Below are 21854 nucleotides of genomic sequence, written 5' to 3' on the forward strand. Positions count from 1 at the left end.
GAAGTATGAGGGATGCACTTTCCTTGCTGGATCAGGCAATTGCTCATGGTGCGGGGAGGGTCGAAGAGGCTCAAGTTCGAAGCATGCTGGGAACTGTTGATCAGGATTATCTGTTCGGTATTCTTGAGGCGCTGCAGGCCGGCGATGCATCGGCTTTGCTACAGGTCGCCGCGGACCTTGGCGTGCGCAGTCTTTCTTTTTCTTCGGCTTTGCAGGAGTTGGGCTCATTGCTGACGCGCTTGCAGGTGGCTCAGTGTGTTCCGGCTGCGATAGATGATGACGACCCTGACAAGATTAGGTTGCTCTCGTTGGCAACAGCGTTTTCGCCTGAATTCGTGCAGTTGGCTTATCAAATCGTAAATATTGGCCGAAATGAGCTGTCGACCGGGCCGGATGAGCATGCGGGTTTTGTGATGACCTTGCTCAGGTTGTATACGTTTCGTCCAAGCACTGTTGCGGATGTGTTGGTCGCGGTGACGCCAAAGAGCCGGCCACTGATAAACACCCGCCCTCCAATAGCTGAGGGGGCAGAGGGCGCTGTGCAAAATATTCTTGCGAAGCCAGTGCAAGCGTCTGTGAGACAGTTGCCTTCCGAAGATGCGGATTGGCATCAGATTGTGGCGTCGCTCCCGTTGTCCGGGCTAGCCCGGGAACTGGCGCAGAACTGTGAGCTGAGAAAGCTGGGCGAAGCAGAGTGCTTGTTGCGACTACCGCCATCGCAAGCGCACCTACAGATGAAGCCTGGGCCGGACAAACTGCAGCAGGCTTTGAGCGAGTATTTTGGTCGAACGCTGAAAGTACGGTTTGAGTTGGCCCAGAACGAGTCGGATACACCGGCGGAGACTGTGGGTCGTCAACGTCAGGAGCGACAGGACTCTGCTGTTGCTTCGATCGCTCGGGATACATTTATACGCGATGCCATTGAGTCTCTCGATGCATCGGTTGTCGAATCATCCATTAAACCTATTGCGTAACGGAGAGCGAATATGATGAAGGGTGGCTTGGCTGGCCTGATGAAACAGGCGCAGGCGATGCAGGAAAATATGAAAAAGGCCCAGGAGCAGCTGGCCCAGACCGAGATCGAAGGGGTTGCCGGGGCGGGCATGGTCAAGATTGTGATGACTGGTGCGCATGAGGTGCGCAGAGTCAGTATTGATCCGTCGGTGATGGATGACCGGGAGATGCTCGAGGATCTGATTGCTGCGGCGATGAATGATGCTGTTCGCCGAGGTGAGGCGCTTAGTCAGGACAAGATGTCAGGCTTTACGTCGGGGCTAAATTTGCCACCTGGTTTCAAGCTGCCTTTTTAATTAGTGAATCCGTCGGGGCTTGATTCGCTGATTGAAGCGTTGCGCTGCCTGCCTGGTGTCGGGCCAAAGTCCGCGCAGCGCATGGCCTATCATCTGCTGCAACGTGATCGCAAAGGTGCGCAAAATCTGGGTGACGCCGTGCAACATGCTTTGCAGTCGATTCGACATTGTCAGCGCTGCAATACATTTACCGAAGCGGAAATATGCGAACGCTGCGCTTCGCCGCGGCGCGATGCGAGCCTGCTGTGCGTAGTCGAAACGCCAGTCGACATGAACATGATGGAACAGACCCAGAGTTATCAGGGGCTGTATTACGTATTGATGGGCAAGATTTCCCCGCTTGATGGCGTCGGGCCAAAGGATATTGGCTTGGATAGACTGATGGCCAGGGCGCTCGACGGTGTGGTTCGAGAGGTTATTTTGGCGACAAACTACACCAACGAAGGAGAAGCCACGGCTCACTACATCACGGCCATGCTTGGGCCCAAGGGGGTTGGCGTGACCAGGATTGCACGTGGCATACCGGTTGGTGGCGAGCTCGAATATGTCGATAGTGGCACTTTGGCGCAGGCGTTTCGAGAGCGCAAGTCCTGTGGTGGGTGATATCCGACTTTTATCGGACCGTCCGATATCGTATAATTTAGCGTTTAATTTTTATCCCATCTAATTCCGTTAGGGGTCAGCGTAATGAGCAATCAAGGAAAAATGGACTGCGGACGGCGACGTCTGGTCGTTGCGACCGCAGCCGTGGGCGGGGCGGGCGCGGTTGCCGCACTCGTTCCGTTCGTATCCAGCTTGCTTCCGTCCGAACGCGCCAAGGCTGCAGGCGCACCGGTCGAAGTGGATATCAGCAAGCTCGAACCGGGTCAGATGATGACCGTCGAGTGGCGTGGCAAGCCGGTGTGGATTATCAACCGCACCAAGGAAATGATGGACACGCTTCCCAAACTGGCTGATGCGGTTGCTGATCCGAAGTCCGAAAAAAACCAGCAACCGGCTTATGCACAGAACGATACGCGTTCGATCAAGCCCGAAATCATGGTTGTTGTCGGTATCTGTACACACTTGGGTTGCTCGCCTTCCCAGAAGTTCAAGGCAGGCACCGAAGAAGGAATGCCTGATGGCTGGCTGGGGGGCTTCCTGTGCCCTTGCCATGGTTCGACCTTCGACTTTGCCGGTCGTGTTTACAAGTCGAAACCTGCCCCGACCAACCTCGAAGTGCCGCCGCACGTGTATCTCGCTGATACCCGTATCATGATCGGCGAAGACAAGAAGGGAGCATAGAAATGGCTGCTGGCAATTTCGAAAAGTACAAGTCCGACGGCTCGCTGGCCGGTAACGCGCTGGAGTGGGTCGATGCCCGCTTCCCGGCGACTTCCATGTGGAAGGGCCACCTGTCCGAGTACTACGCCCCGAAGAACTTTAACTTCTGGTATTTCTTTGGTTCTCTGGCGCTGCTGGTCCTGGTTATCCAGATTGTTACCGGCATCTTCCTGGTCATGCACTACAAGCCGGATGCAGCGCTGAACGCCAATGGCGTGCCAATCGCGTTTGCCTCGGTCGAATACATCATGCGCGATGTATCAGGTGGCTGGCTGATTCGCTACATGCACTCAACTGGTGCTTCGGCCTTCTTCATCGTGGTCTATATGCACATGTTCCGTGGCCTTCTCTACGGTTCATATCGCAAACCACGCGAGTTGACCTGGCTGTTTGGCGTCGGCATTTTCCTTTGCCTGATGGGTGAAGCCTTCTTCGGCTACCTGCTGCCATGGGGCCAGATGTCTTATTGGGGCGCCCAGGTTATTGTCAATCTGTTCTCGGCGATTCCGGTCATCGGCGGTGATCTGTCGCTGATCATTCGCGGCGACTTCGTCGTTGGCGATGCCACGCTGAATCGCTTCTTCTCCTTCCACGTGATCGCCTTCCCGCTCGTTCTGATCGGTCTGGTTGCTGCTCACGTCCTGGCCCTGCACGAAACCGGTTCGAACAACCCGGACGGTGTCGAAATCAAGGCCAACAAGGACGAAAACGGCATTCCGCGTGATGGCATCCCGTTCCACCCGTACTACACGGTGAAGGACATCGTTGGCGTCGTGGTCTTCCTGATGGTTTTCTCGGCGGTGATGTTCTGGGCACCGGAAGGTGGTGGTTACTTCCTGGAAACGCCGAACTTCTACCCGGCTGACCCGTTGAAGACTCCGCCGCATATCGCGCCGGTCTGGTACTTCACGCCGTTCTACTCGATTCTGCGTGCGGTTACCTATCCGCTCTTCGGTCTTGATGCCAAGTTTTGGGGTGTGGTTGCCATGGGCGCTTCGGTCGTGATCTTCGCCTTCCTGCCCTGGCTCGATCGTAGCCCGGTCAAGTCGATCCGCTACCGTGGTCCGATCTACAAGACTCTGCTGACCATCTTCGTCGTTTGTTTCTTCGTTCTTGGCTATCTGGGCACGCTGTCCCCGTCGCCGATGGGGGAAATGGTATCGCAGGTTTGTTCGGTGTTCTACTTTGGTTTCTTCCTCGCTATGCCGTGGTGGTCGCGGATGGATAAGTTCAAGCCGGTCCCTGACCGTGTGACGTTCAAGTGAGAGGATGATTAAAATGAAAAAATTCCTTATCGCCTTGCTCTTTGCGCCTATCCTGGCATTTGCTAACACCAGTACGGTCCATATCGACAAGTGGCCTGGTTCGGTCAGCGACAAAGCGGCGTTGCAGAATGGTGCCAAGCTGTTCGTCAATTACTGCATGAACTGTCACGGTGCCTCCTACATGCGCTACAAGAATCTGCTGGATCTCGGTCTGACCGAGCAGCAGGTCAAGGAAAACCTGATGTTCACCTCCGATAAGATCGGTGAACTGATGCGTGTGGCAGCGCGTTCCGATGAGCAGAAACTGTGGTTTGGCGCTACGCCGCCGGATCTGACCATCGTTGCCCGGGCCCGTGGCGAAGCCGGCAATGCTGGTGCAGGCGCGGACTGGCTCTACACCTACCTGCGTTCTTTCTATCGTGACGCGAACCGTCCGACGGGCTGGAACAACACGGTATTCGAGAACGTCGGCATGCCGCATATCCTGTACGGACTGCAAGGCCAGCAAGTGATGAATCACGAAACGCACAAGCTGGAACTGGCTGTCCCGGGCTCGATGGCACCGGCCGAATTCGACAAGTCGGTTTCCGACCTGGTCGGTTTTATGGTCTGGATGGGCGAGCCGCAGCAGGAATATCGCCGTACTCTGGGCTGGTTCGTTCTGGCCTTCCTGGCAGTTCTCTTTGTTGTCGCTTACGCGCTCAAGAAGGAATACTGGAAAGACATTCACTGATCCTTCCCGGATCGGCTAACGGCATCGCGGGTTTGGCTCTGGCCAGCCCCCGATGCCGAATCTCATTTTGAGGGTTACCACAAATGATGAACCTCTACTCGGGCACCACTTGCCCCTTTAGTCACCGTTGCCGCATTGTCCTGTTCGAAAAGGGCATGGATTTTCAGGTCATCGACGTCGACATGTTCAACAAGCCGGAAGAAATGGCGGCGATCAATCCGCACAATCGCGTGCCGGTTTTGGTCGAGCGCGATCTGGTTCTGTTTGAGCCGAACATCATTAACGAATACATTGACGAGCGCTTCCCGCATCCGCAACTGATGCCGGCTGATCCGATCATGCGTGCGCGTGCCCGCCAGTTGCTGGTCGGCATGGAACGGGAGATATTCTCGTTCATGGAAGTCATTGAAAAGAACGGCAAGACTGCTGACAAGGCACGCCAGGAAATCAAGGCTCGCCTGACCGAAATCGTGCCGATCTTCAACAAGCAAAAATTCATGCTGGGCGATGAGTTTTCCATGCTCGACGTGGCCATCGCACCGCTGCTCTGGCGTCTGGACCACTACGGTATCGACCTCGGCAAGGCGGCGGCACCGTTGATGAAATACGCCGAACGCATTTTCAGCCGTCAGGGTTTCATCGACGCACTGACGCCGTCCGAAAAGGCAATGCGCAAGTAGGCATGGAACTTCCGTCTACCAAGCCCTACCTGCTCCGTGCCATTTGGGAGTGGTGCTGTGACAACGGCTTCACCCCGTACATTGCGGTTGAGGTCGATGAGCGCACCCGCGTACCCCGTGAATTTGTTCGCGACGGCCAGATCGTACTCAATCTGGGCCCGGATGCGACCAAGAAATTGCTGATCGGCAACGATTTCATCGATTTTCAGGCCCGTTTTGGCGGTGTTGCCCGCGATTTGTCGGTGCCTGTCGCGCGTGTTTCGGCCATTTACGCCCGGGAAAATGGTGCCGGAATGGCCTTTGAGGTCGATGGTGCCGAAGATCAGGCCGATGCCGAATTCATCGATGCCGGCGAAGCCGTTGTGGAGCCAGAGGAGCCGCCACCAGAGCCACCACGCCCAGAAGCAGGGCGTCCCTGGTTGCAGCGCATCAAATAGGGACGCAGGCCGCACTTGATGCACTAAAAAGGGGATATTCCACAGCGGAGTTTCCCCTTTTTTCATGCAAGTCCATGATTTTTCAACGTGGCATAGCTGTTGCTCAAGCCAAGCCGGAAGGAAAATCATGAGAACTGAGTTTAAGTCTACCTGTTGCTACTGTGGCGTCGGATGCGGCGTGCTTATCGAAACCGAGGACGGAACGATCACCGGACTACGCGGTGATCCGGAACACCCGGCCAATCGCGGACGCCTGTGCACCAAGGGCGCGACCCTGAATCAGACGGTCAATCCAACGTATCGCCTGCAGTTTCCCGAAAAACGCATGAGCCGGGGCGGAGCAGGGCAACGTTTGAGTTGGGATCAGGCGCTTGATGAAGCCGCCGAGCGTTTTGCCGCCACCATTCGGCTACATGGCCCGGATTCGGTTGCCTTCTACATTTCCGGCCAGTTGCTGACCGAGGACTACTACGTCTTCAACAAGCTGGCCAAGGGTTTGATCGGCACCAATAACGTCGATACCAATTCACGCCTTTGCATGTCCTCGGCCGTGGCCGGCTACAAGCAGACGCTGGGCGCCGATGCGCCGCCGTGCAGTTACGCCGACATCCTCGAGGCCAAGGTGATTTTCATCACCGGCGCCAATCCGGCCATTGCTCACCCGATCATTTTTCGCTACATCGAAGATGCCAAGGCGGCCAACCCTGATCTCAAGATCATCGTCGCCGACCCGCGGCGCACGGAGAGTGCCGAGATTGCCGACCTCCATTTGCCACTCAAGCCGGGCAGCGACATCGCGTTGTTCAACGGCATGCTGCATGTGCTGATCAACGAAGGCCTGGTCGACGAGGCCTATGTCGAGGCGCACACCAGCGGTTTCGCTGCGCTGGCCGATATTGTCAAAAATTACTCGCCGGAAAAAGTTGCTGAAGTCTGTGGCATTCCGGCCGATGCTGTCGTCCAGGCGGCCCGTTGGTTCGGTGCCAGCAAAGCCTCGCTGTCGCTCTACTGTCAGGGGCTGAATCAATCGGCCCACGGTACGCACAACAATGCCGGCATCATTCACCTGCACCTGGCAACCGGCCAGATCGGCAAGCCGGGGGCCGGGCCGTTCTCGCTGACCGGGCAGCCGAATGCGATGGGCGGACGCGAGGTGGGCGGCTTGTCCAACCTGCTGTCGGCCCACCGTGACCTGGCCAATCCGGAACATCGCGCCGAGGTGGCACGCTTGTGGGGCGTCCCGGACGTGCCGGCCAAGCCGGGCAAGTCGGCGGTCAACCTGTTCCAGGCCCTGAAAACCGGCGAAATCAAGGCGGTGTGGATCGCCTGCACCAATCCGGCGCAGTCGCTGCCGAATCAGGCGGCCGTCCGTGAGGCATTGCTGGCCGCCGAATACGTCGTGTTGCAGGAAACCTATGGCAACACCGACACCGCCGATTACGCCGACTTGCTGCTGCCGGCCAGTGGCTGGGGCGAGAAGCATGGCACGGTGACCAATTCCGAGCGTTGCATCACGCGCGTGCAGTCGGCGCTTCAGGCGCCCGGTGAGGCGCGCCACGACTGGGAAATCGTCGTCGATTTCGCGCGTCGTCTGGGCGACAAGCTGGGCCGTACCGATGCCGAGCGCCTGTTCCCCTACGCCGATGCCGAGTCCATCTTCAACGAGCATCGCGAAAGCACGCGTGGTCGCGATCTCGACATCACCGGCTTGTCCTACGCCTTGCTCGAATCGCAGGGGCCGCAGCAGTGGCCGTATCCGGAAGGAGCCAGCGCCGGCAAGGTCCGCCTTTACGAAGACGGTCGTTTCCCGACGGCGGACGGCAAGGCGCGCTTTGTCGCCATCGAACACAAACCCACAGCTGAAGCCACGACGCCTGAGTTGCCGATTAGCCTGCTCTCCGGCCGCATGCGCGACCAATGGCACGGCATGAGCCGGACCGGCACCGTGCCGCGCCTGTTCAACCTTGAAGACGAGCCGCTGCTCGCCATGCATCCGTGCGACATGCGCCATCGTGGCCTGGAATCGGGCGACCTGGCCAAAGTGACCAACGGTCGTGGCGAGATGCTCGTCCGCGTCGGCGAACGCCCCGGTCTGGCCAAGGGGCGGGCCTGGATGCCGATGCACTGGGGCAACCAGTTCATCAACACGCCGGGCGCCAATGCGCTAGCCTGCGACGCCATCGATCCCTATTCGCAACAGCCGGAACTCAAGCATGCGGCCGTCCAGATCGTGAAGGCCGAGCTGTCCTACCCGCTCGCCGTGGTCCGCCGCTGCGCCAGCCAGTCCGAAGCGCTGGCGTTACTCCAGCGCGCCCGCAGCGCGCTGGCTGATTTTCCGTATGCCAACGTCGGCCTGTACGGCCGGACGACGCCGCTGGTTGTCTTCCGCGGCGCCAGTGCCGGGCCGGCGGCCGATGCCGAAATCTTTGCGCTGGATCGCCTCTTCGGCCTGGATGGCGAGGAGGGTGCCATTCTCTATGCGGACCCGACGCGCCGTATCAGCAAGAAGGCCATCGCCCAGCAGGGTCGCCTGCTCGGCGTCCGGCTGGCCGGCGAGACGCAGGCCCTGGCGTGGCTGAGGCAGGCGATGGCCGAGGATGAACTCGATGTCAGCCTGATTCGTTTTGCTCTGGCGCCTTCGGCCAAGCCGCCGGTGACCATGGTGGCGCGCAACATCGTCTGCAAATGCGCCGATGTCAGCGACGTGCAAATTCACCAAGAGCTGGAGAAAGGGGCTGACCTGCCGCAACTCCAGAAGAGCCTGAAATGCGGAACGTTCTGCGGTTCCTGTGTGCCCGATATCAAGCGCATGGTGGCAGAACATCCCCCCAGCATCGCAGCTGCGGCCTGACCGCAACCGGAGGAGACATTGAGCTACGCACAATTCATCAAGGAGATCGGACGCGGCGCCGAGGGCGCGCGTGATCTACCGCGCGACGATGCGCAGCAGATTTACGCGGCGATGCTCGACGGCGGCGTGCCGGATCTCGAAATGGGCGCGATCATCCTTGGCCTGCGCGTCAAGGGCGAGTCGCTCGACGAAATGCTCGGTTTCATGGACGCCACCGCCGAGCGCACCCACCGTCTCGACATGCCGCACGGCCGCGTTCGGCCAGTCGCCCTGCCGACCTACAACGGGGCGCGCAAGGAGGCCAACCTGACGCCGCTGCTCGCCCTGCTGCTCCAGCGATTTGGTGTGCCAGTCGTGGTGCATGGCCTGTTGGAGGGGTTTGGCCGGGTGACCAGCGCCTACATCTTCCGCGAGCTGGGCATCATGCCCGTCGCCTCGACGACGCAGGCCCAGATCGCCCTCGAAGAGAAAGGCCTGGCCTTCCTGCCGCTCAACGCGCTGTGCCCGGGCATCCACAACCTGCTCGGTCTGCGCAGCCGCCTTGGCGTGCGCAACAGCGCGCACAGCTTGGTCAAGCTGATCAACCCCTTCCACGGCGATGCCGTCCTGGTGGCGCCGGCGACGCATCCCGAATTTGTCGATCTGATGCGCGAAATCCTGCTCGTCCGTGGCGACCGTGCGCTGCTGCTGCGCGGCACCGAGGGCGAGCCCTTTGCCAATCCGAAACGCCGGCCGCGTCTTGAGTTCATCCACGACGGCGGGGTCGATACCCTGTTCGAGGCCGAGCACGAGAGCCTGCGCGCCTTGCCCAATCTGCCTGAGGCCAATGATGCGGTGAGCACGGCGAAATGGATCCGGCGCATTCTCGACAAGCAGGCGCCGCTGCCCAAGCCGATTGCCAACCAGCTGGCCTGTCTGCTCTACGCCAGTGGTTACGCCGAGGATTTCAACCAGGCCAAGGCCATCGTCGCCGTTGAAGCCACCGGCCTGATTATCGGCGGCAACTGAACTGAATCTGCACCGCGCTGGAACCGCTTGCCCCGCCTTGGTGCGTGATTCCCACGGTCAACCGGAAAAAAAGCCTAAAAATCAAAAGCCTGATCAGCTGGCACACTGATTGCAAGTGCTCTGCAGGTACAGCGAATCAACCGCCAACGTCGGCGGTTCGATGGCAACGACGTCATGCGCTGAAGTAAATTTTGCACCCTCGGGTGCGCGCAACGTTGGAGTCAACCATGAGCACAACCGCTGTCAAACCTCGTCTCGTCCTGATCGGCAACGGCATGGCCGGTGTCCGCACCGTCGAAGAACTGCTGAAGATCAAGCCGGATCATTACGACATCACGATCTTCGGCGCCGAGCCGCACCCGAACTACAACCGCATCCTGCTTTCCCCGGTTCTCGCCGGTGAAATGACCATTTCCGAGATCGTCCTCAACGAACTCGAGTGGTACAAGGAAAACAACATCAAGCTGCACACCGGCAAGCAGATCAAGACCATCGACCGCGTCAAGCGCAAGGTCATCGCCGACGACGGCACGGAAGAGGAATACGACCGCCTGCTCATCGCTACCGGCTCGACGCCTTTCATGCTGCCGATTCCCGGCAACGACCTGCCCGGCGTCATCGGTTACCGCGACATCAAGGATACAGACGAGATGATCGAAGCCGCCAAGCTGCACAAGCACGCGGTGGTCATCGGCGGCGGCCTGCTCGGCCTCGAAGCGGCCAACGGCCTCAAGCTGCGTGGCATGGACGTCACCGTCGTGCACCTCGGCCCGTGGCTGCTTGAGCGTCAGCTCGACGAAGTCGCCGGCAAGATGCTGCAGAAATCGCTCGAAGACAAGGGCCTCAAGTTCCTGCTGCAAAAGCAGACCGAGGCACTGATTCAGGGCGAATCCGGCCGCGTCGCCGCGATCCGCTTCAAGGACGGCATGCAGATTCCGGCCGACCTCGTCGTCATGGCCGCCGGCATCCGCCCCAACTATTCGCTGGCTGAATCCTCCGGCATCTACTGCAACCGCGGCATCGTGGTGAACGACACGATGCAGACCTACGACCCGAAGGTCTACGCCGTCGGCGAGTGCGTCACCCACCGCGGCATTGCCTACGGCCTGGTCGCCCCGCTCTTCGAGCAGGCCAAGGTTGCGGCCAACCATCTGGCCGGCTACGGTATCGGCCGCTACACTGGCTCGGTGACGTCGACCAAGCTCAAGGTCACCGGCATCGACCTGTTCTCGGCCGGCAACTACATGGGCGGCGAGGGCACCGAGGAAATCCTGCTCAACGACCCGCATGGCGGCGTGTACAAGAAGCTGGTCATCAAGGACAACAAGCTGGTCGGCGGCGTAATGTACGGCGACACGGCCGATGGCCCATGGTACTTCCAGCTGCTCAAGGACGGCCGCGACATCCACGACATCCGCGACTCGCTGATCTTCGGCCAGTCGCTGGTCGGCGACGTCGGTCATGCCGGCAAGAGCAAGGCGGCCGAGATGGCCGACAGCGCCGAGGTTTGCGGCTGCAACGGCATCACCAAGGGAGTCATCGTCCAGGCCATCAAGGCCAAGGGATTGTTCACGCTCGATGAGGTCAAGAAGCACACCAAGGCAGCGTCGTCCTGCGGTTCCTGTGCCGGCCTCGTCGAACAGATTCTCGCTTCGACCATCGGCGGCGCTTACACCCCGGCCGCTTCCGACAAGAAGCCGATGTGCGGCTGTACCGAGCACTCGCACGACAAGGTTCGCAAACTGATCCTCGAAGAGCACCTGACGACCAAGGAAACCGTTTTTGCCGAACTCGGCTGGACGACGCCGAACGGTTGCGACAAGTGCCGCCCGGCCATTAACTACTACCTGATCTCGACCTGGCCGCACGAAGCCAAGGACGATCCGCAATCACGCTTCATCAACGAGCGGGCCCACGCCAACATCCAGAAAGACGGCACCTATTCGGTCGTGCCACGCATGTGGGGCGGCCTGACCAACCCCAAGGAGTTGCGCGCCATCGCCGATGCGGCTGAAAAGTACAACGTGCCGACCGTGAAAGTCACCGGCGGCCAGCGTATCGACTTGCTCGGCATCAAGAAGGAAGACCTGCCTGGCATCTGGGCCGATCTCAACGCCGCCGGCATGGTCTCCGGCCACGCCTACGGCAAGTCGATCCGCACCGTCAAAACCTGCGTCGGCATGGAGCACTGTCGTTTCGGCACGCAACTGGCCATGTCGATGGGCGTCAAGCTCGAAAAAATGCTGTTCGACATGTACGCCCCGCACAAGGTCAAGCTCGCCGTCTCCGGCTGCCCGCGCAACTGCGCCGAAGCCGGCATCAAGGACGTCGGCGTGATTGGCGTCGATTCCGGCTACGAGCTCTACATCGGTGGCAACGGCGGTATCAAGACCGAAGTCGCCCAGTTCCTGTGCAAGGTGAAATCCGACGAAGAGGTCATGGAATATTCCGGCGCCTTCCTCCAGCTTTACCGCCTCGAAGGCTGGTACCTCGAGCGTACCTGCCACTGGCTGGAACGCGTCGGCATGGACTACGTGAAAGGCAAGATCGTCGAGGATGAAGAAGGCCGCAAGGCGCTCTACGCCGCGCTGCTCGACGCCCTGAAGGACGCCAAGGATCCGTGGGCGACCTCGCGCGAAGAAGGCCCCGTCAAGCAATTCATCCCCATCATGGTCGAAGCCTGAAAACCGAGGACAAAAAAATGAGCAACTGGAAACTGATCTGCAAACTGGAAGACATCCCGCAACTCGGCTCGCGCGTCGTCCATTGGGAAGAGCGCGGCAAGATCGCCGTCTTCCGTACCTCCGACGATGACGTCTTTGCCCTGCACGACAAATGCCCGCACAAGGGCGGCCCGTTGTCGCAAGGCATCGTGCACGGCAAGCGCGTGACCTGTCCGCTGCACGGCTGGAACATCGGCCTCGAAGACGGCCAGGCCGTCGCGCCGGATGTCGGCGGCTGCAAGAAGTTCGAAGTCAAGGTCGAGAACGGCGAAGTCTTCATGGCCGCCTGAGCGGCCTGTGCACTATTCGGGCTGACAGCGTCGGCAGCCCGCCAACCCCGTCGTCGGGGTTCTGCTTCCCCGGTCTTGAGAGCGGGCCGGGGAGCTTTCATTCCAAACCAAATCCAAAAAAGGAAAATCCATGGCCTATCTGGCTCCGACCGAATTCGTCACCAAAATGATCGACGCCGGCGAATCGAAAATATTCATGTCCACGCGCGATACGCTGATCCGGGCCTACATGGCCGGTGCCATCCTGGCGCTGGCCGCAGCGTTTGCCATCACCGTCAACGTTCAGACCGGGCAGCCACTGGTCGGCGCGATGCTGTTCCCGGTCGGCTTCATTCTGCTTTATCTCCTCGGCTTTGACCTGCTGACCGGCGTCTTCACGCTCTGCCCGCTGGCCCTGATCGACAAGCGTCCGGGCGTCACGATCGGCGGCATCCTGCGCAACTGGGGGCTGGTCTTCGTCGGCAACTTCGCCGGCGCCCTGACCGTGGCGATCATCATGGCGATCATCTGGACCTTCGGTTTTACCGAAGCGCCCAATGCCGTGGCCCAGAAAATCGGCACCATCGGCGAAGGCCGCACCGTCGGCTATGCCGCGCACGGCGCCGCCGGCATGCTGACCCTGTTCCTGCGCGGCGTGCTGTGCAACTGGATGGTGTCCACCGGCGTCGTCGGCGCCATGGTCTGTACCAACGTGACCGGCAAGGTCGTCACCATGTGGATGCCGATCATGGTCTTCTTCTACATGGGCTTCGAGCACTCCATCGTCAATATGTTCCTGTTTCCGTCCGGCCTGATGCTCGGTGGCAACTTCTCGATCTACGACTACATGGTCTGGAACGAGATCCCGACCGTGCTCGGCAATCTGGTCGGCGGCATCGCCTTCGTCGGCCTGACGCTCTACTCCACCCACGTGCGCACCGCACCGAAGCGTAACGCCGCCTGATCCGGTTGATATACAGTCGAAGCCCCTGCCCGCGCGGGACAGGGGCTTTTTTGTCTTCCCTGACCTCATGAGCCACCAACTAAAAATCACCGTCGGGCAGTATTCCGATAAGGGCCGCAAGGAAATCAACCAGGATTTCCATGGCGTGCTCGTTCCCAGGGAGCCGCAACTCGGCAGCAAGGGCATCGCCATCGCTCTGGCCGACGGCATCAGTAGCAGCGATGTCAGCCAGGAGGCGGCGCAGGCCGCCGTCACTGCCTTTCTTGACGATTATTACTGCACCTCCGACGCCTGGTCGGTCAAAACCTCGGCCGAGCACGTGCTGGCCGCCACCAACACCTGGCTGCATTCGCAGACCCAGCAAAGCCATCACCGTTACGACCGGGAGCGTGGCTATGTCTGTACCTTCAGCGGCATCATCATCAAGTCGCGGACGGCCCACCTGTTCCATGTTGGCGATGCGCGGATCTACCGCCTGCGCGGCGCGGCGCTTGAGCAGCTGACCGAGGATCATCGCGTCCGCGTCTCGTCGGTGCAAAGCTATCTGGCGCGGGCGCTCGGCATGGACCGCAAGGTCGAAGTCGATTACCAGGCGCTGCCGCTGGAGGAGGGCGAACTCCTGTTGCTGGCGACTGATGGCGTCTATGAATTCACCGATGCCGCCTGTGTCGCGGCAGCTATCGAAGGCTGCGCCGGCAATCTCGATCAGGCGGCCCAGGCCATTGTCGAAGAGGCCTTGAAGCGCGGCAGCGGCGACAACCTGACGCTCCAGATCGTCCGTATCGACGAGCTGCCGACGCCGGAATCGAACGAAATGTTCCGGCAGCTCTCCGAACTGCCCTTCCCGCCGGCACTCGATGCGCGGATGGATTTCGACGGCTACCGGATCGTCCGCGAAATCAAGGGCAGCGCCCGCAGCCACATCTATCTGGCGGTCGATGGTGAAACCGGCGAGCGCGTCGTCATCAAGACGCCATCGGTCGACCTGCAGGCCAATCCGGCCTATTTAGAACGCTTCCTGATGGAAGAGTGGATCGCCAAGCGCATCAACAGCCCGCATGTGCTCAAGCCGTGCTCGCCAACGCGCCAGCGTCACTACATCTACGTCGTCACCGAATACATCGAAGGCCAGACCCTGGCCCAGTGGATGATCGACAACCCCAAGCCCGAACTGCCGGCCGTGCGCGGCATCGTCGAACAGATCGCCAAGGGCCTGCAGGCCTTCCACCGCCTCGAAATGGTGCATCAGGATCTGAAGCCGGACAACATCATGATCGACGGCACCGGCACCGTGAAAATCATCGACTTCGGTGCGACAAGGGTCGCTGGCGTCATGGAAATCGCCACGCCCATCGAGCAGATCAATCTGCTCGGTTCAGCCGCCTACGCCGCGCCGGAATACTTTCTCGGCGAAAACGGCTCGTCGCGTTCCGACATCTTCTCGCTCGGCGTCATCGCCTACCAGATGCTCTCCGGCAAGCTGCCCTACGGCGTCGAAGTCGCCAAATCGCGGACCAGGGCGGCGCAGAAAAAGCTCGCCTATCAAACCGTCCTCAACGAAGAACGCGAAATCCCGGCCTGGATAGACGACGCCATCCGCAAAGCCGTCGAACCGAACCCCTTTGATCGCTACGAAGAGCTTTCCGAATTCATCTACGACCTCCATCACCCGAATAACGAATTCCTCAACAAGACCAAACCGCCGCTCATCGAGCGCAACCCGGTGATCTTCTGGAAGAGCGTTTCTTTCGTGCTGATGCTGGTGCTGCTCATGGTGAGCGCCGTTCGCTTTCACTGACGGGCCTGCCGGCAGTCAGAAAGCGCGTCCTGCGGTCAACCGGAAAAAAGGGCAAAAATCAAAATGGCGGCCCGATTTCGGTCGGCCGCCCCATTGCTGAACATCGCTGGCCGACGAGTTGTCATCCAGCTAATTGAAGGAACTGGTGAATCAAATGTCTTTGTCAGGTCATCGCAAAATAAATCGTCTTCTCGGTGCCGACTACGGGATCAGCGAGCCGGAAGAAGTGCACATCATGCTGATTCCGCATCTTCATCTGTCGCACCTGCTGGCGACTGGCGAATGGAACAACTTGCATGTCGCTTCGGTCGCCGGCGTATTCAACGTTGCCCTGGCGCTGGCCTACATCAACAAGGATCGCCGCTCGATCAATTTCTACAGCGGCATTCAGAACCTGCTGCTGGCCATCGCCAATGGCCAGGTCTTTGGCGATACCGAGAAGCGGCGTCTGCGGACGGTGCTTTCCGAAGCCGACAAGTACGTCTGCGCCCAACGCAAGACCGACATCCTGACGGCGATCCGCATGGTCGAATATCAGATTCAGCACGCCCCGCCCGAGACCGTTATCCGCCCTGACGCGGCCTAAGGAGGCGAGGTGATTGCACCATGGCTGGCTAAAAATAGATTGCTACGGTCAACCGGAAAAAAGGGCTGAAAATGAAATGCCGCCGCCAGCGTTCGCTATCGAACAGAGCGGATAGTTGGTAGAGAATATGTTGGCGGTATTCGCAGTTTCTTCCTACTGAGCGGGGCATGCCATGTTGAGACGCAGACAGTTTGTCGTGGGCGCGGGTGCTTTGGCGGTTGCGGCGCCGTTTCTGGTGGGCTGTTCATCCGGCTCGCCTGTTGAGGATGCGGCTCGCCGCCTTCGTCGCCCGGGGGCGGTGGGCACCGGCGACCGTGCGCTGCTGCTCGGCGAACTGGTGCGCCATGCCACGCTGGCGCCGTCGAGCCACAACACCCAGTGCTGGAAGTTTCGTGTTCAGGAAGGCTTGATCACCATCGCCCCGGACCTCTCGCGGCGCTGCCCAGCGGTTGATCCGGATGACCATCATCTGTTCGTTTCGCTGGGCTGTGCCAGCGAAAACCTGGCGCAGGCTGCGTTGGCCAACGGGCTGCAGGCCGGCGCCAGCTTCGATCCGGCCGGGGATGGCGCGGTTGCGGTGCGGCTGGAGGCGACCAAGGCCCATGTCTCACCGCTGTTTCAGGCGATTGCCGAGCGGCAGTGCACCCGCGGCGACTACGATGGCCGGCCGCTGTCCACCGCGGAGCTTCGCCTGCTTGAACAGGCCGGCAGCGGCAATGGGGTGCGCCTGTTGCTGCTGACGGAACGGTCGGTGATGGAGACGGTTCTCGACTATGTGCTAGCCGCCAACACGGCGCAAATAGATGATCCGGCTTTCATCGCGGAGCTGAAAATGTGGATTCGCTTCAGCAATGACGAAGCGATCCGGACTGGCGATGGCCTGTTCGCAGGCGCCACGGGCAACCCGGCCGTGCCGCGCTGGCTGGGCAGCCCGATGATGGGGCTGTTCTTCACGGCAAAATCCGAGAACGAGCGCTACGCCCGGCAAATTCGCAACTCGGCCGGCATCGCCGTGTTCGTTTCGGAGGTCAGCGACAAGGCGCATTGGGTGGAAACCGGCCGCTGCTACGAGCGCTTCGCCTTGCAGGCGACGGCGCTGGGCATTCGCAATGCGTTGCTCAATCAACCGGTCGAGGTCGCCGCGCTCCGGCCACAGTTTGCCGCTGCCATTGGCCTCGGCGACCGGCGGCCTGATCTGGTTGTGCGCTTCGGCCGCGGACCGAGCATGCCCATGTCCATGCGACGGCCGGTTGAGGCTGTGCTGGTCTGATTCGGAGAAAGAATGACATCAGTGCTGTGGCTTGGCCTTGCCTTCGGCAGTATCGCCGCTTTAGCCATTGGCCTGAGCGCCTATGGTGCGGTGCGCTGGGCGGATTCGACGCGCTGGCTCCTCGCTCGCCTTGAAGACGGCCGGATGCCGACGACCGCCACGCGCTACGACGCAGCTGAGCTCGAAGGCCTGCCGGCACCGGTGCAGCGTTACTTTCACGCCGTGCTGACGACTGGTCAGCCGATCGTCACCGCCGTCAGCTTCGACATGACGGGTACCTTCAACCTGTCGGCGACGGGCGAGCAATGGAAAGCGTTTACCTCGCGGCAACACGTCATCATCCGTCGCCCCGGCTTCGTCTGGGACGCCCGGATAGCGATGCTGCCGGGATTGACGGTGCGCGTGGTGGACAGCTACATCGCCGGCCAGGGCCTGCTGCGCGCGGCGATCCTAGGCTTGTTCAAGGTGGCCGATCTGAGCGGTGAGGGCGAGATTGCCCGCGGCGAGTTCATGCGTTTCTTCGCTGAAGCCGTGTGGTATCCGACCGCCCTGCTGCCCAGCCAGGGCGTGCGCTGGGCGGCGGTCGACGCGCGTTCGGCCAAGGCCACCATGGCGGATGGCCCGCTCACGCTGACCCTGCTGTTCAGGTTCAATGACGAGGGCCTGATCGACTCGTTCCGTGCCGAAGCGAGGGGCAGCATGGTGGGCAAGGAAATGGTCATGGCCCCTTGGGAAGGAAGCTTCTCGGATTACCGGACGCGCGACGGAATGCGCGTGCCGAACACGGGCGAAGTGGCATGGCTGCGGCCCGACGGGCGCAAGCCGTATTTCCGCGGTACGCTCACCGCGTTGAGCTATGAACAAACCTGAAAACCTCGACGCAGAGGCACAGAGACGCGGATTGAAGGGCGGGCGCCGTGCACAGTTGGCCAATGACATGCAGGCCTTCGCTGGCATTGGCGACGTGGGTCGAGAAGGCCCCGGCGCTTTCCGGATCAAGGCGCAGCGTGCCGGTGGCAAGGGCGTGAAAGCTGGCAAGCAGTTTGTCGCGCAGCGTCATTGGGTGCCTGTCGGGGGCTTGTCCATGATGCTCAGGCTGTCGCTTGCCTGGCGGAAATAAGGCAGGGCCGCCGAAACGATGGCGTCATGGCAGAGGCAGACCGCCGGCGATAGCTCTTCCGCTGCCTGTTCGTCGGTCAACGCCTTTTCTTCCGCCACGCATTCCTGCAGCAGGGCAAACGCGCGGTCTTCCCTGGCTTGCTGGGTCGGAATCTGGTGCAGGGCGAACATCTGCGCGCAGTAGCGCGCGGCGGCCGTGGAGAATTGAAACGAACCGTGGTGCTGCGGCGGCGAGTCTGTCCAGAGATCGTCAATGCGCAGCCGCCACTCCGGCCGGCGGGCCATGTCTTCACGGGTGCAGTCCCGCCACGGGCTCAGGACGGCCATCTGAAGCGCCGGAGCGTTCAGTGCTTCGGTCGTGACGGGGGCGGCTATCCAGGCGACTTCGACGGTGAAGAAATCGTCGCTGGCGGTCGCGGCGGGGTAAAACAGCAGGAATGCCTTGCCGGCCGGATAGTCGGCGCAGAAGGTGAAGCGACGTTCCGTGGCGAGTGTCTTGGCGACATCGGCCTTGGCCGGCAGGAAGGCCGGCTCCAGCGCCGCGAGCAGGGGCTTGAGCTGGGCGGCGAGGGCGGCGCGGTGAATTTTGCGCATCATGGCCGGGAACTCTTTCGGATGAGGGGAACGTCAGTATTCATCGGCGGCGCGGGGTGAAGAAAAGCGACACGAGTTGCGCCAGCAGAGCGAGTGCCCGGAGCGCCCTGGATCTGAAAATTCGTCCGGACGCCGGGGCTTGGTCGCCGGGCAGGGTGACGTCGAGCGTCCATCGCACAGGCGAGCCGCTTGGCGTTTTTTGTAGTCGCGAAAGGCGTGCAGCAATGTCCGTCGCCAGCGGGTCCAGGCATTTGCCGGCGACGTGGATGAGGATGGGCGTGAACAGCCGTTTCGCGCCCAGCTGGTCGAGTTGAACCGCGCCGGGGAACGCATCGCCGCCATGCAGCAGGTAGGTGGCGGCGACGACGAAGCTGCCATGACTACCAACAGGCGGCAGCTCGTCGGCGGGGGTGACGAACGACTCGTCGGTGCCTTCGCCCCCCTCGTCGTCGTGCAGGTAGCGCCAGACCGCGAACTGCCGAAGGTTCTCGGTCGTCAGCGCAGTGACGGGAATGGGCGGCGGGAAGCGCATCGGGAAGGCGTGTCGGGGATCGGGATTCGCTTGAAAGCATACTCGGTATCCATCACCGACTTCACCCCAAAATGCTGCACTGAATGGAGATGCGCGCGCTATTTTGGTGCGGATGTCCTGCACGGTTTTGTCCATGCCCTCAATAAATCAGTGGCTTATTGTCTTGGCACGCCGCTTGCAAAGCAAGACCATCACAGCGATTTTCCGCCAACGAGGGTGGGCTGATGGCGATGACGCCATGCGCTGAAGCAAGCCATCCTCCCTCAACGACCGTTCCCACGGTCAACCCGGAAAATTATCCAAAATGGACAAGAAATCATTCCTGCAGGCCGGTCATACGCCGACGCTGCTCGCGGCTTTTCTCTACTTCGATCTCGCTTTCATGGTCTGGGTCATTCTCGGCCCGCTCGGCGTCGGCATTGCCAAGGATCTCGGCCTGTCGCATGCGGAAAAGGGCATGATGGTCGCCACCCCGGTGCTGGCCGGCGCGCTGTTGCGCATCATCATGGGCATTCTGGTTGATCGCCTGTCGCCCAAGAAGGCAGCGATCATCGGTCAGGTCATCGTGATCGCCGCCATGGCCTATGCCTGGCAGGTCGGCGTGCATTCCTACGCCGAAGTGCTGATTCTCGGCCTCTTCCTCGGTGTTGCCGGCGCTTCCTTCGCCGCCGCCTTGCCGCTCGCCTCGCGCTGGTATCCGGCCGAGCATCAGGGCACGGCGATGGGCATTGCCGGAGCCGGCAACTCGGGCACGGCGCTGGCGGCGCTGTTCGCCCCCGGTCTGGCGGCCGCTTTCGGGTGGACCAACGTTTTCGGCGTCGTGCTCATTCCGCTCGTGCTCGTCCTGATTGTCTTCATCTTCATGGCCAAGGATGCGCCGGATGCGCCGCCGCCCAAGACTTTTGCCGAATACCTCAAGGTTCTCAAGGACAAGGATGCCTGGTGGTTCATGTTCTTCTACTCGGTGACCTTCGGCGGCTTCGTCGGCCTGGCCTCGTCGCTGGTCATCTACTTCAACACCCAGTACGGCCTCGACCCCAAGATGGCCGGTTTCTTCACCGCCGGCTGCGTCTTCGCCGGTTCGCTGGTGCGGCCGATCGGCGGCAACGTGGCTGACCGCATCGGCGGCGTCAAATCGCTGTCGGTGATGTATGTCTTCGCCGCCATCTTCCTGGCCATCGTCAGCTTCGGCCTGCCCGAAGCGTGGATGGCGCTGGCCGCCTTCGTCGGTGCCATGCTCGCCCTTGGCATGGGCAACGGCGCCGTGTTCCAGCTCGTGCCCCAGCGTTTCCGCAAGGAAATCGGGGTGATGACCGGGCTGGTCGGCATGGCCGGTGGTGTCGGCGGCTTCTACCTGGCCTCCAGCCTGGGCTACTCGAAGCAACTGACCGGGACTTACCAGGCCGGCTTCCTCATTTTTGCCAGCCTGGCCATCTTCGCGCTGGTCGGCCTGACCAGCGTCAAGACCCGCTGGCGGACCACCTGGGGCGCCAGCCACCTGACCGCGGCCAAGATCTGATCGCTGCCGACCTCAGCCATGAAGAGAAGAACGTTTCTGATCTGCGCCGCCGGGGGGCTGCTGGCCTCCCCGGCGTTTGCCCTGAACGAGGCCAAGCCGACCGGCGGACTGGGCGTCGGCGCGGCGATCAACAAGGCCGGTCGCCAGCGCATGTTGTCGCAGCGCATGGCCAAGGCCTACGCGATGCAAGCGGCCGGGGTGATGCCGGAGCGCGCCGGGCCCCTGCTCGATAGCTCGCGTCGCCTGTTCGAGGCGCAGCTGACCGAACTGAAGACACTGGCGCCGACGGAGGGTATCCAGGCCGCGCTGGTCGGGCTGGATACCACCTGGCGGCTCTATCGCGAGGTGTTGTCCCGACCACGTTCGCCGGAAAATGCCCGGCTGGTGCTGGCCGAGTCGGAAAATACCCTGCGCGCCGCCCATGCCTTGACCGTCCTCTACGAAAAACACGCGGCCAACAGCGCCGGCCACCTGGTCAATATTTCCGGGCGCCAACGCATGCTGTCGCAGCGCATGGCCAAGTGTTTCCTGTTCGAGCAGTCCGGCCTTGATTCGAACGCTCTGCGTGCCGAGCGCGACACGGCGCGGCGTGAATTCGTCGCGGCGCTGGCCGAACTGAATGCGGCGCCGGAGAACAATGCGGCCATTCGCACCGAACTGGAACTGGCCAACACCCAGTGGCTCTTTTTCGAGCAGGCGCTGAACGGTCGGGAATCGATCCGGGAAATCGCCGCCCGCAACGTGGCGACGACCAGCGAGCGGATTCTCGAAATCATGGACAGTCTGACCGGCCGCTACGAGAACCTGGTGCGTGGTTGATCCTTGAAGCCTCAGTTGACCGCTTATCCCTCTTTGTCCGGCTGCATTGATACA

22 protein-coding genes (1 of these 22 cut by a window edge) are annotated in these 21854 nt (G+C 61.0%); 19 read left to right on the top strand and 3 right to left on the bottom strand.

All coding sequences use genetic code 11. The features are described 5' to 3' along the window. The 17 genes from dnaX to KI613_RS04810 form a co-directional block, all read left to right on the top strand. A protein-coding gene (gene dnaX / locus KI613_RS04730) for a DNA polymerase III subunit gamma/tau (RefSeq protein WP_226404049.1) crosses the window boundary here: on the top strand, positions 1-974 show its 3' portion. 634 nt of this gene lie to the left of the window's left edge; 974 of the gene's 1608 nt are visible here — the last part of the coding sequence; its start codon lies beyond the left edge, outside the window; it ends in the stop codon at positions 972-974. A gap of 12 nt (positions 975-986) precedes the next feature. Further along, positions 987-1310 (top strand): YbaB/EbfC family nucleoid-associated protein, encoded by a 324-nt coding sequence (locus KI613_RS04735; protein ID WP_226404050.1) that lies wholly within the window; start codon positions 987-989, stop codon positions 1308-1310. Between the two features lie 3 nt (positions 1311-1313). Next, entirely contained in the window at positions 1314-1913 is a 600-nt protein-coding gene (gene recR, locus KI613_RS04740) for a recombination mediator RecR (RefSeq protein ID WP_226404051.1), read from the top strand. 84 nt (positions 1914-1997) lie between these two features. Continuing rightward, a complete protein-coding gene (petA, locus tag KI613_RS04745; RefSeq protein ID WP_226404052.1) occupies positions 1998-2594 on the top strand; it encodes a ubiquinol-cytochrome c reductase iron-sulfur subunit in 597 nt (198 codons plus the stop codon). Positions 2595-2596: 2 nt separating this feature from the next. Next, positions 2597-3898: a cytochrome b gene (locus KI613_RS04750; protein ID WP_404826983.1), complete on the top strand. Its 1302-nt coding sequence runs from the start codon at positions 2597-2599 to the stop codon at positions 3896-3898. Positions 3899-3911: 13 nt separating this feature from the next. Continuing rightward, positions 3912-4631: a cytochrome c1 gene (locus KI613_RS04755; protein ID WP_226404053.1), complete on the top strand. Its 720-nt coding sequence runs from the start codon at positions 3912-3914 to the stop codon at positions 4629-4631. Positions 4632-4714: 83 nt separating this feature from the next. Next, the gene (locus KI613_RS04760) at positions 4715-5311 is read left to right on the top strand and encodes a glutathione S-transferase N-terminal domain-containing protein (RefSeq protein ID WP_011286577.1); all 597 of its coding nucleotides are present in this window, start codon (positions 4715-4717) and stop codon (positions 5309-5311) included. Positions 5312-5313: 2 nt separating this feature from the next. Then, positions 5314-5748: a ClpXP protease specificity-enhancing factor gene (locus KI613_RS04765; protein WP_226404054.1), complete on the top strand. Its 435-nt coding sequence runs from the start codon at positions 5314-5316 to the stop codon at positions 5746-5748. Positions 5749-5875: 127 nt separating this feature from the next. Next, complete coding sequence (locus KI613_RS04770) at positions 5876-8599, top strand: nitrate reductase (protein ID WP_226404055.1); 2724 nt, start codon at positions 5876-5878, stop codon at positions 8597-8599. 18 nt (positions 8600-8617) lie between these two features. Further along, positions 8618-9607: a DNA-binding protein YbiB gene (gene ybiB, locus KI613_RS04775; protein ID WP_226404056.1), complete on the top strand. Its 990-nt coding sequence runs from the start codon at positions 8618-8620 to the stop codon at positions 9605-9607. Positions 9608-9834: 227 nt separating this feature from the next. Then, positions 9835-12291 (top strand): nitrite reductase large subunit NirB, encoded by a 2457-nt coding sequence (gene nirB / locus KI613_RS04780; RefSeq protein WP_226404057.1) that lies wholly within the window; start codon positions 9835-9837, stop codon positions 12289-12291. 17 nt (positions 12292-12308) lie between these two features. Further along, on the top strand, positions 12309-12620 hold the full coding sequence (nirD, locus tag KI613_RS04785; RefSeq protein ID WP_226404058.1) for a nitrite reductase small subunit NirD: 312 nt from the start codon (positions 12309-12311) through the stop codon (positions 12618-12620). A 130-nt stretch (positions 12621-12750) separates the two neighbouring features. After that, complete coding sequence (locus KI613_RS04790) at positions 12751-13563, top strand: formate/nitrite transporter family protein (protein WP_226404059.1); 813 nt, start codon at positions 12751-12753, stop codon at positions 13561-13563. A 67-nt stretch (positions 13564-13630) separates the two neighbouring features. Beyond that, positions 13631-15361: a bifunctional protein-serine/threonine kinase/phosphatase gene (locus KI613_RS04795; protein WP_226404060.1), complete on the top strand. Its 1731-nt coding sequence runs from the start codon at positions 13631-13633 to the stop codon at positions 15359-15361. A gap of 154 nt (positions 15362-15515) precedes the next feature. Continuing rightward, positions 15516-15947, top strand: a complete 432-nt coding sequence (locus KI613_RS04800) for a hypothetical protein (protein WP_226404061.1) — start codon at positions 15516-15518, stop codon at positions 15945-15947. Positions 15948-16119: 172 nt separating this feature from the next. Continuing rightward, positions 16120-17217, top strand: coding sequence for an Acg family FMN-binding oxidoreductase (locus KI613_RS04805; protein WP_226404062.1), 1098 nt, complete (start codon positions 16120-16122; stop codon positions 17215-17217). Between the two features lie 12 nt (positions 17218-17229). Then, positions 17230-18087: a DUF6920 family protein gene (locus KI613_RS04810; protein WP_226404063.1), complete on the top strand. Its 858-nt coding sequence runs from the start codon at positions 17230-17232 to the stop codon at positions 18085-18087. Here KI613_RS04810 and KI613_RS04815 read toward each other — a convergent pair. Genes KI613_RS04815 through KI613_RS04825 form a run of 3 tightly spaced genes read right to left on the bottom strand, consistent with a single transcriptional unit; the run spans position 18059 to position 19597 of the window. Continuing rightward, the gene (locus KI613_RS04815; protein ID WP_226404064.1) at positions 18059-18277 is read right to left on the bottom strand and encodes a hypothetical protein; all 219 of its coding nucleotides are present in this window, start codon (positions 18275-18277) and stop codon (positions 18059-18061) included. The genes KI613_RS04810 and KI613_RS04815 overlap by 29 nt on opposite strands. Then, a complete protein-coding gene (locus KI613_RS04820; protein WP_226404065.1) occupies positions 18274-18933 on the bottom strand; it encodes a hypothetical protein in 660 nt (219 codons plus the stop codon). Before KI613_RS04820 ends, KI613_RS04815 begins: the two co-directional genes overlap by 4 nt. 37 nt (positions 18934-18970) lie before the next feature. Then, entirely contained in the window at positions 18971-19597 is a 627-nt protein-coding gene (locus KI613_RS04825; protein WP_226404066.1) for a hypothetical protein, read from the bottom strand. Between the two features lie 169 nt (positions 19598-19766). Between KI613_RS04825 and KI613_RS04830 the strand changes: the two genes are divergently transcribed. Then, a complete protein-coding gene (locus tag KI613_RS04830; protein WP_226404067.1) occupies positions 19767-20981 on the top strand; it encodes a nitrate/nitrite transporter in 1215 nt (404 codons plus the stop codon). 18 nt (positions 20982-20999) lie between these two features. Then, on the top strand, positions 21000-21800 hold the full coding sequence (locus tag KI613_RS04835) for a type IV pili methyl-accepting chemotaxis transducer N-terminal domain-containing protein (RefSeq protein ID WP_226404068.1): 801 nt from the start codon (positions 21000-21002) through the stop codon (positions 21798-21800). Positions 21801-21854: the final 54 nt, after the last annotated feature.

Source organism: Ferribacterium limneticum, from assembly GCF_020510585.1.
Taxonomy (GTDB): Bacteria; Pseudomonadota; Gammaproteobacteria; order Burkholderiales; family Rhodocyclaceae; genus Azonexus.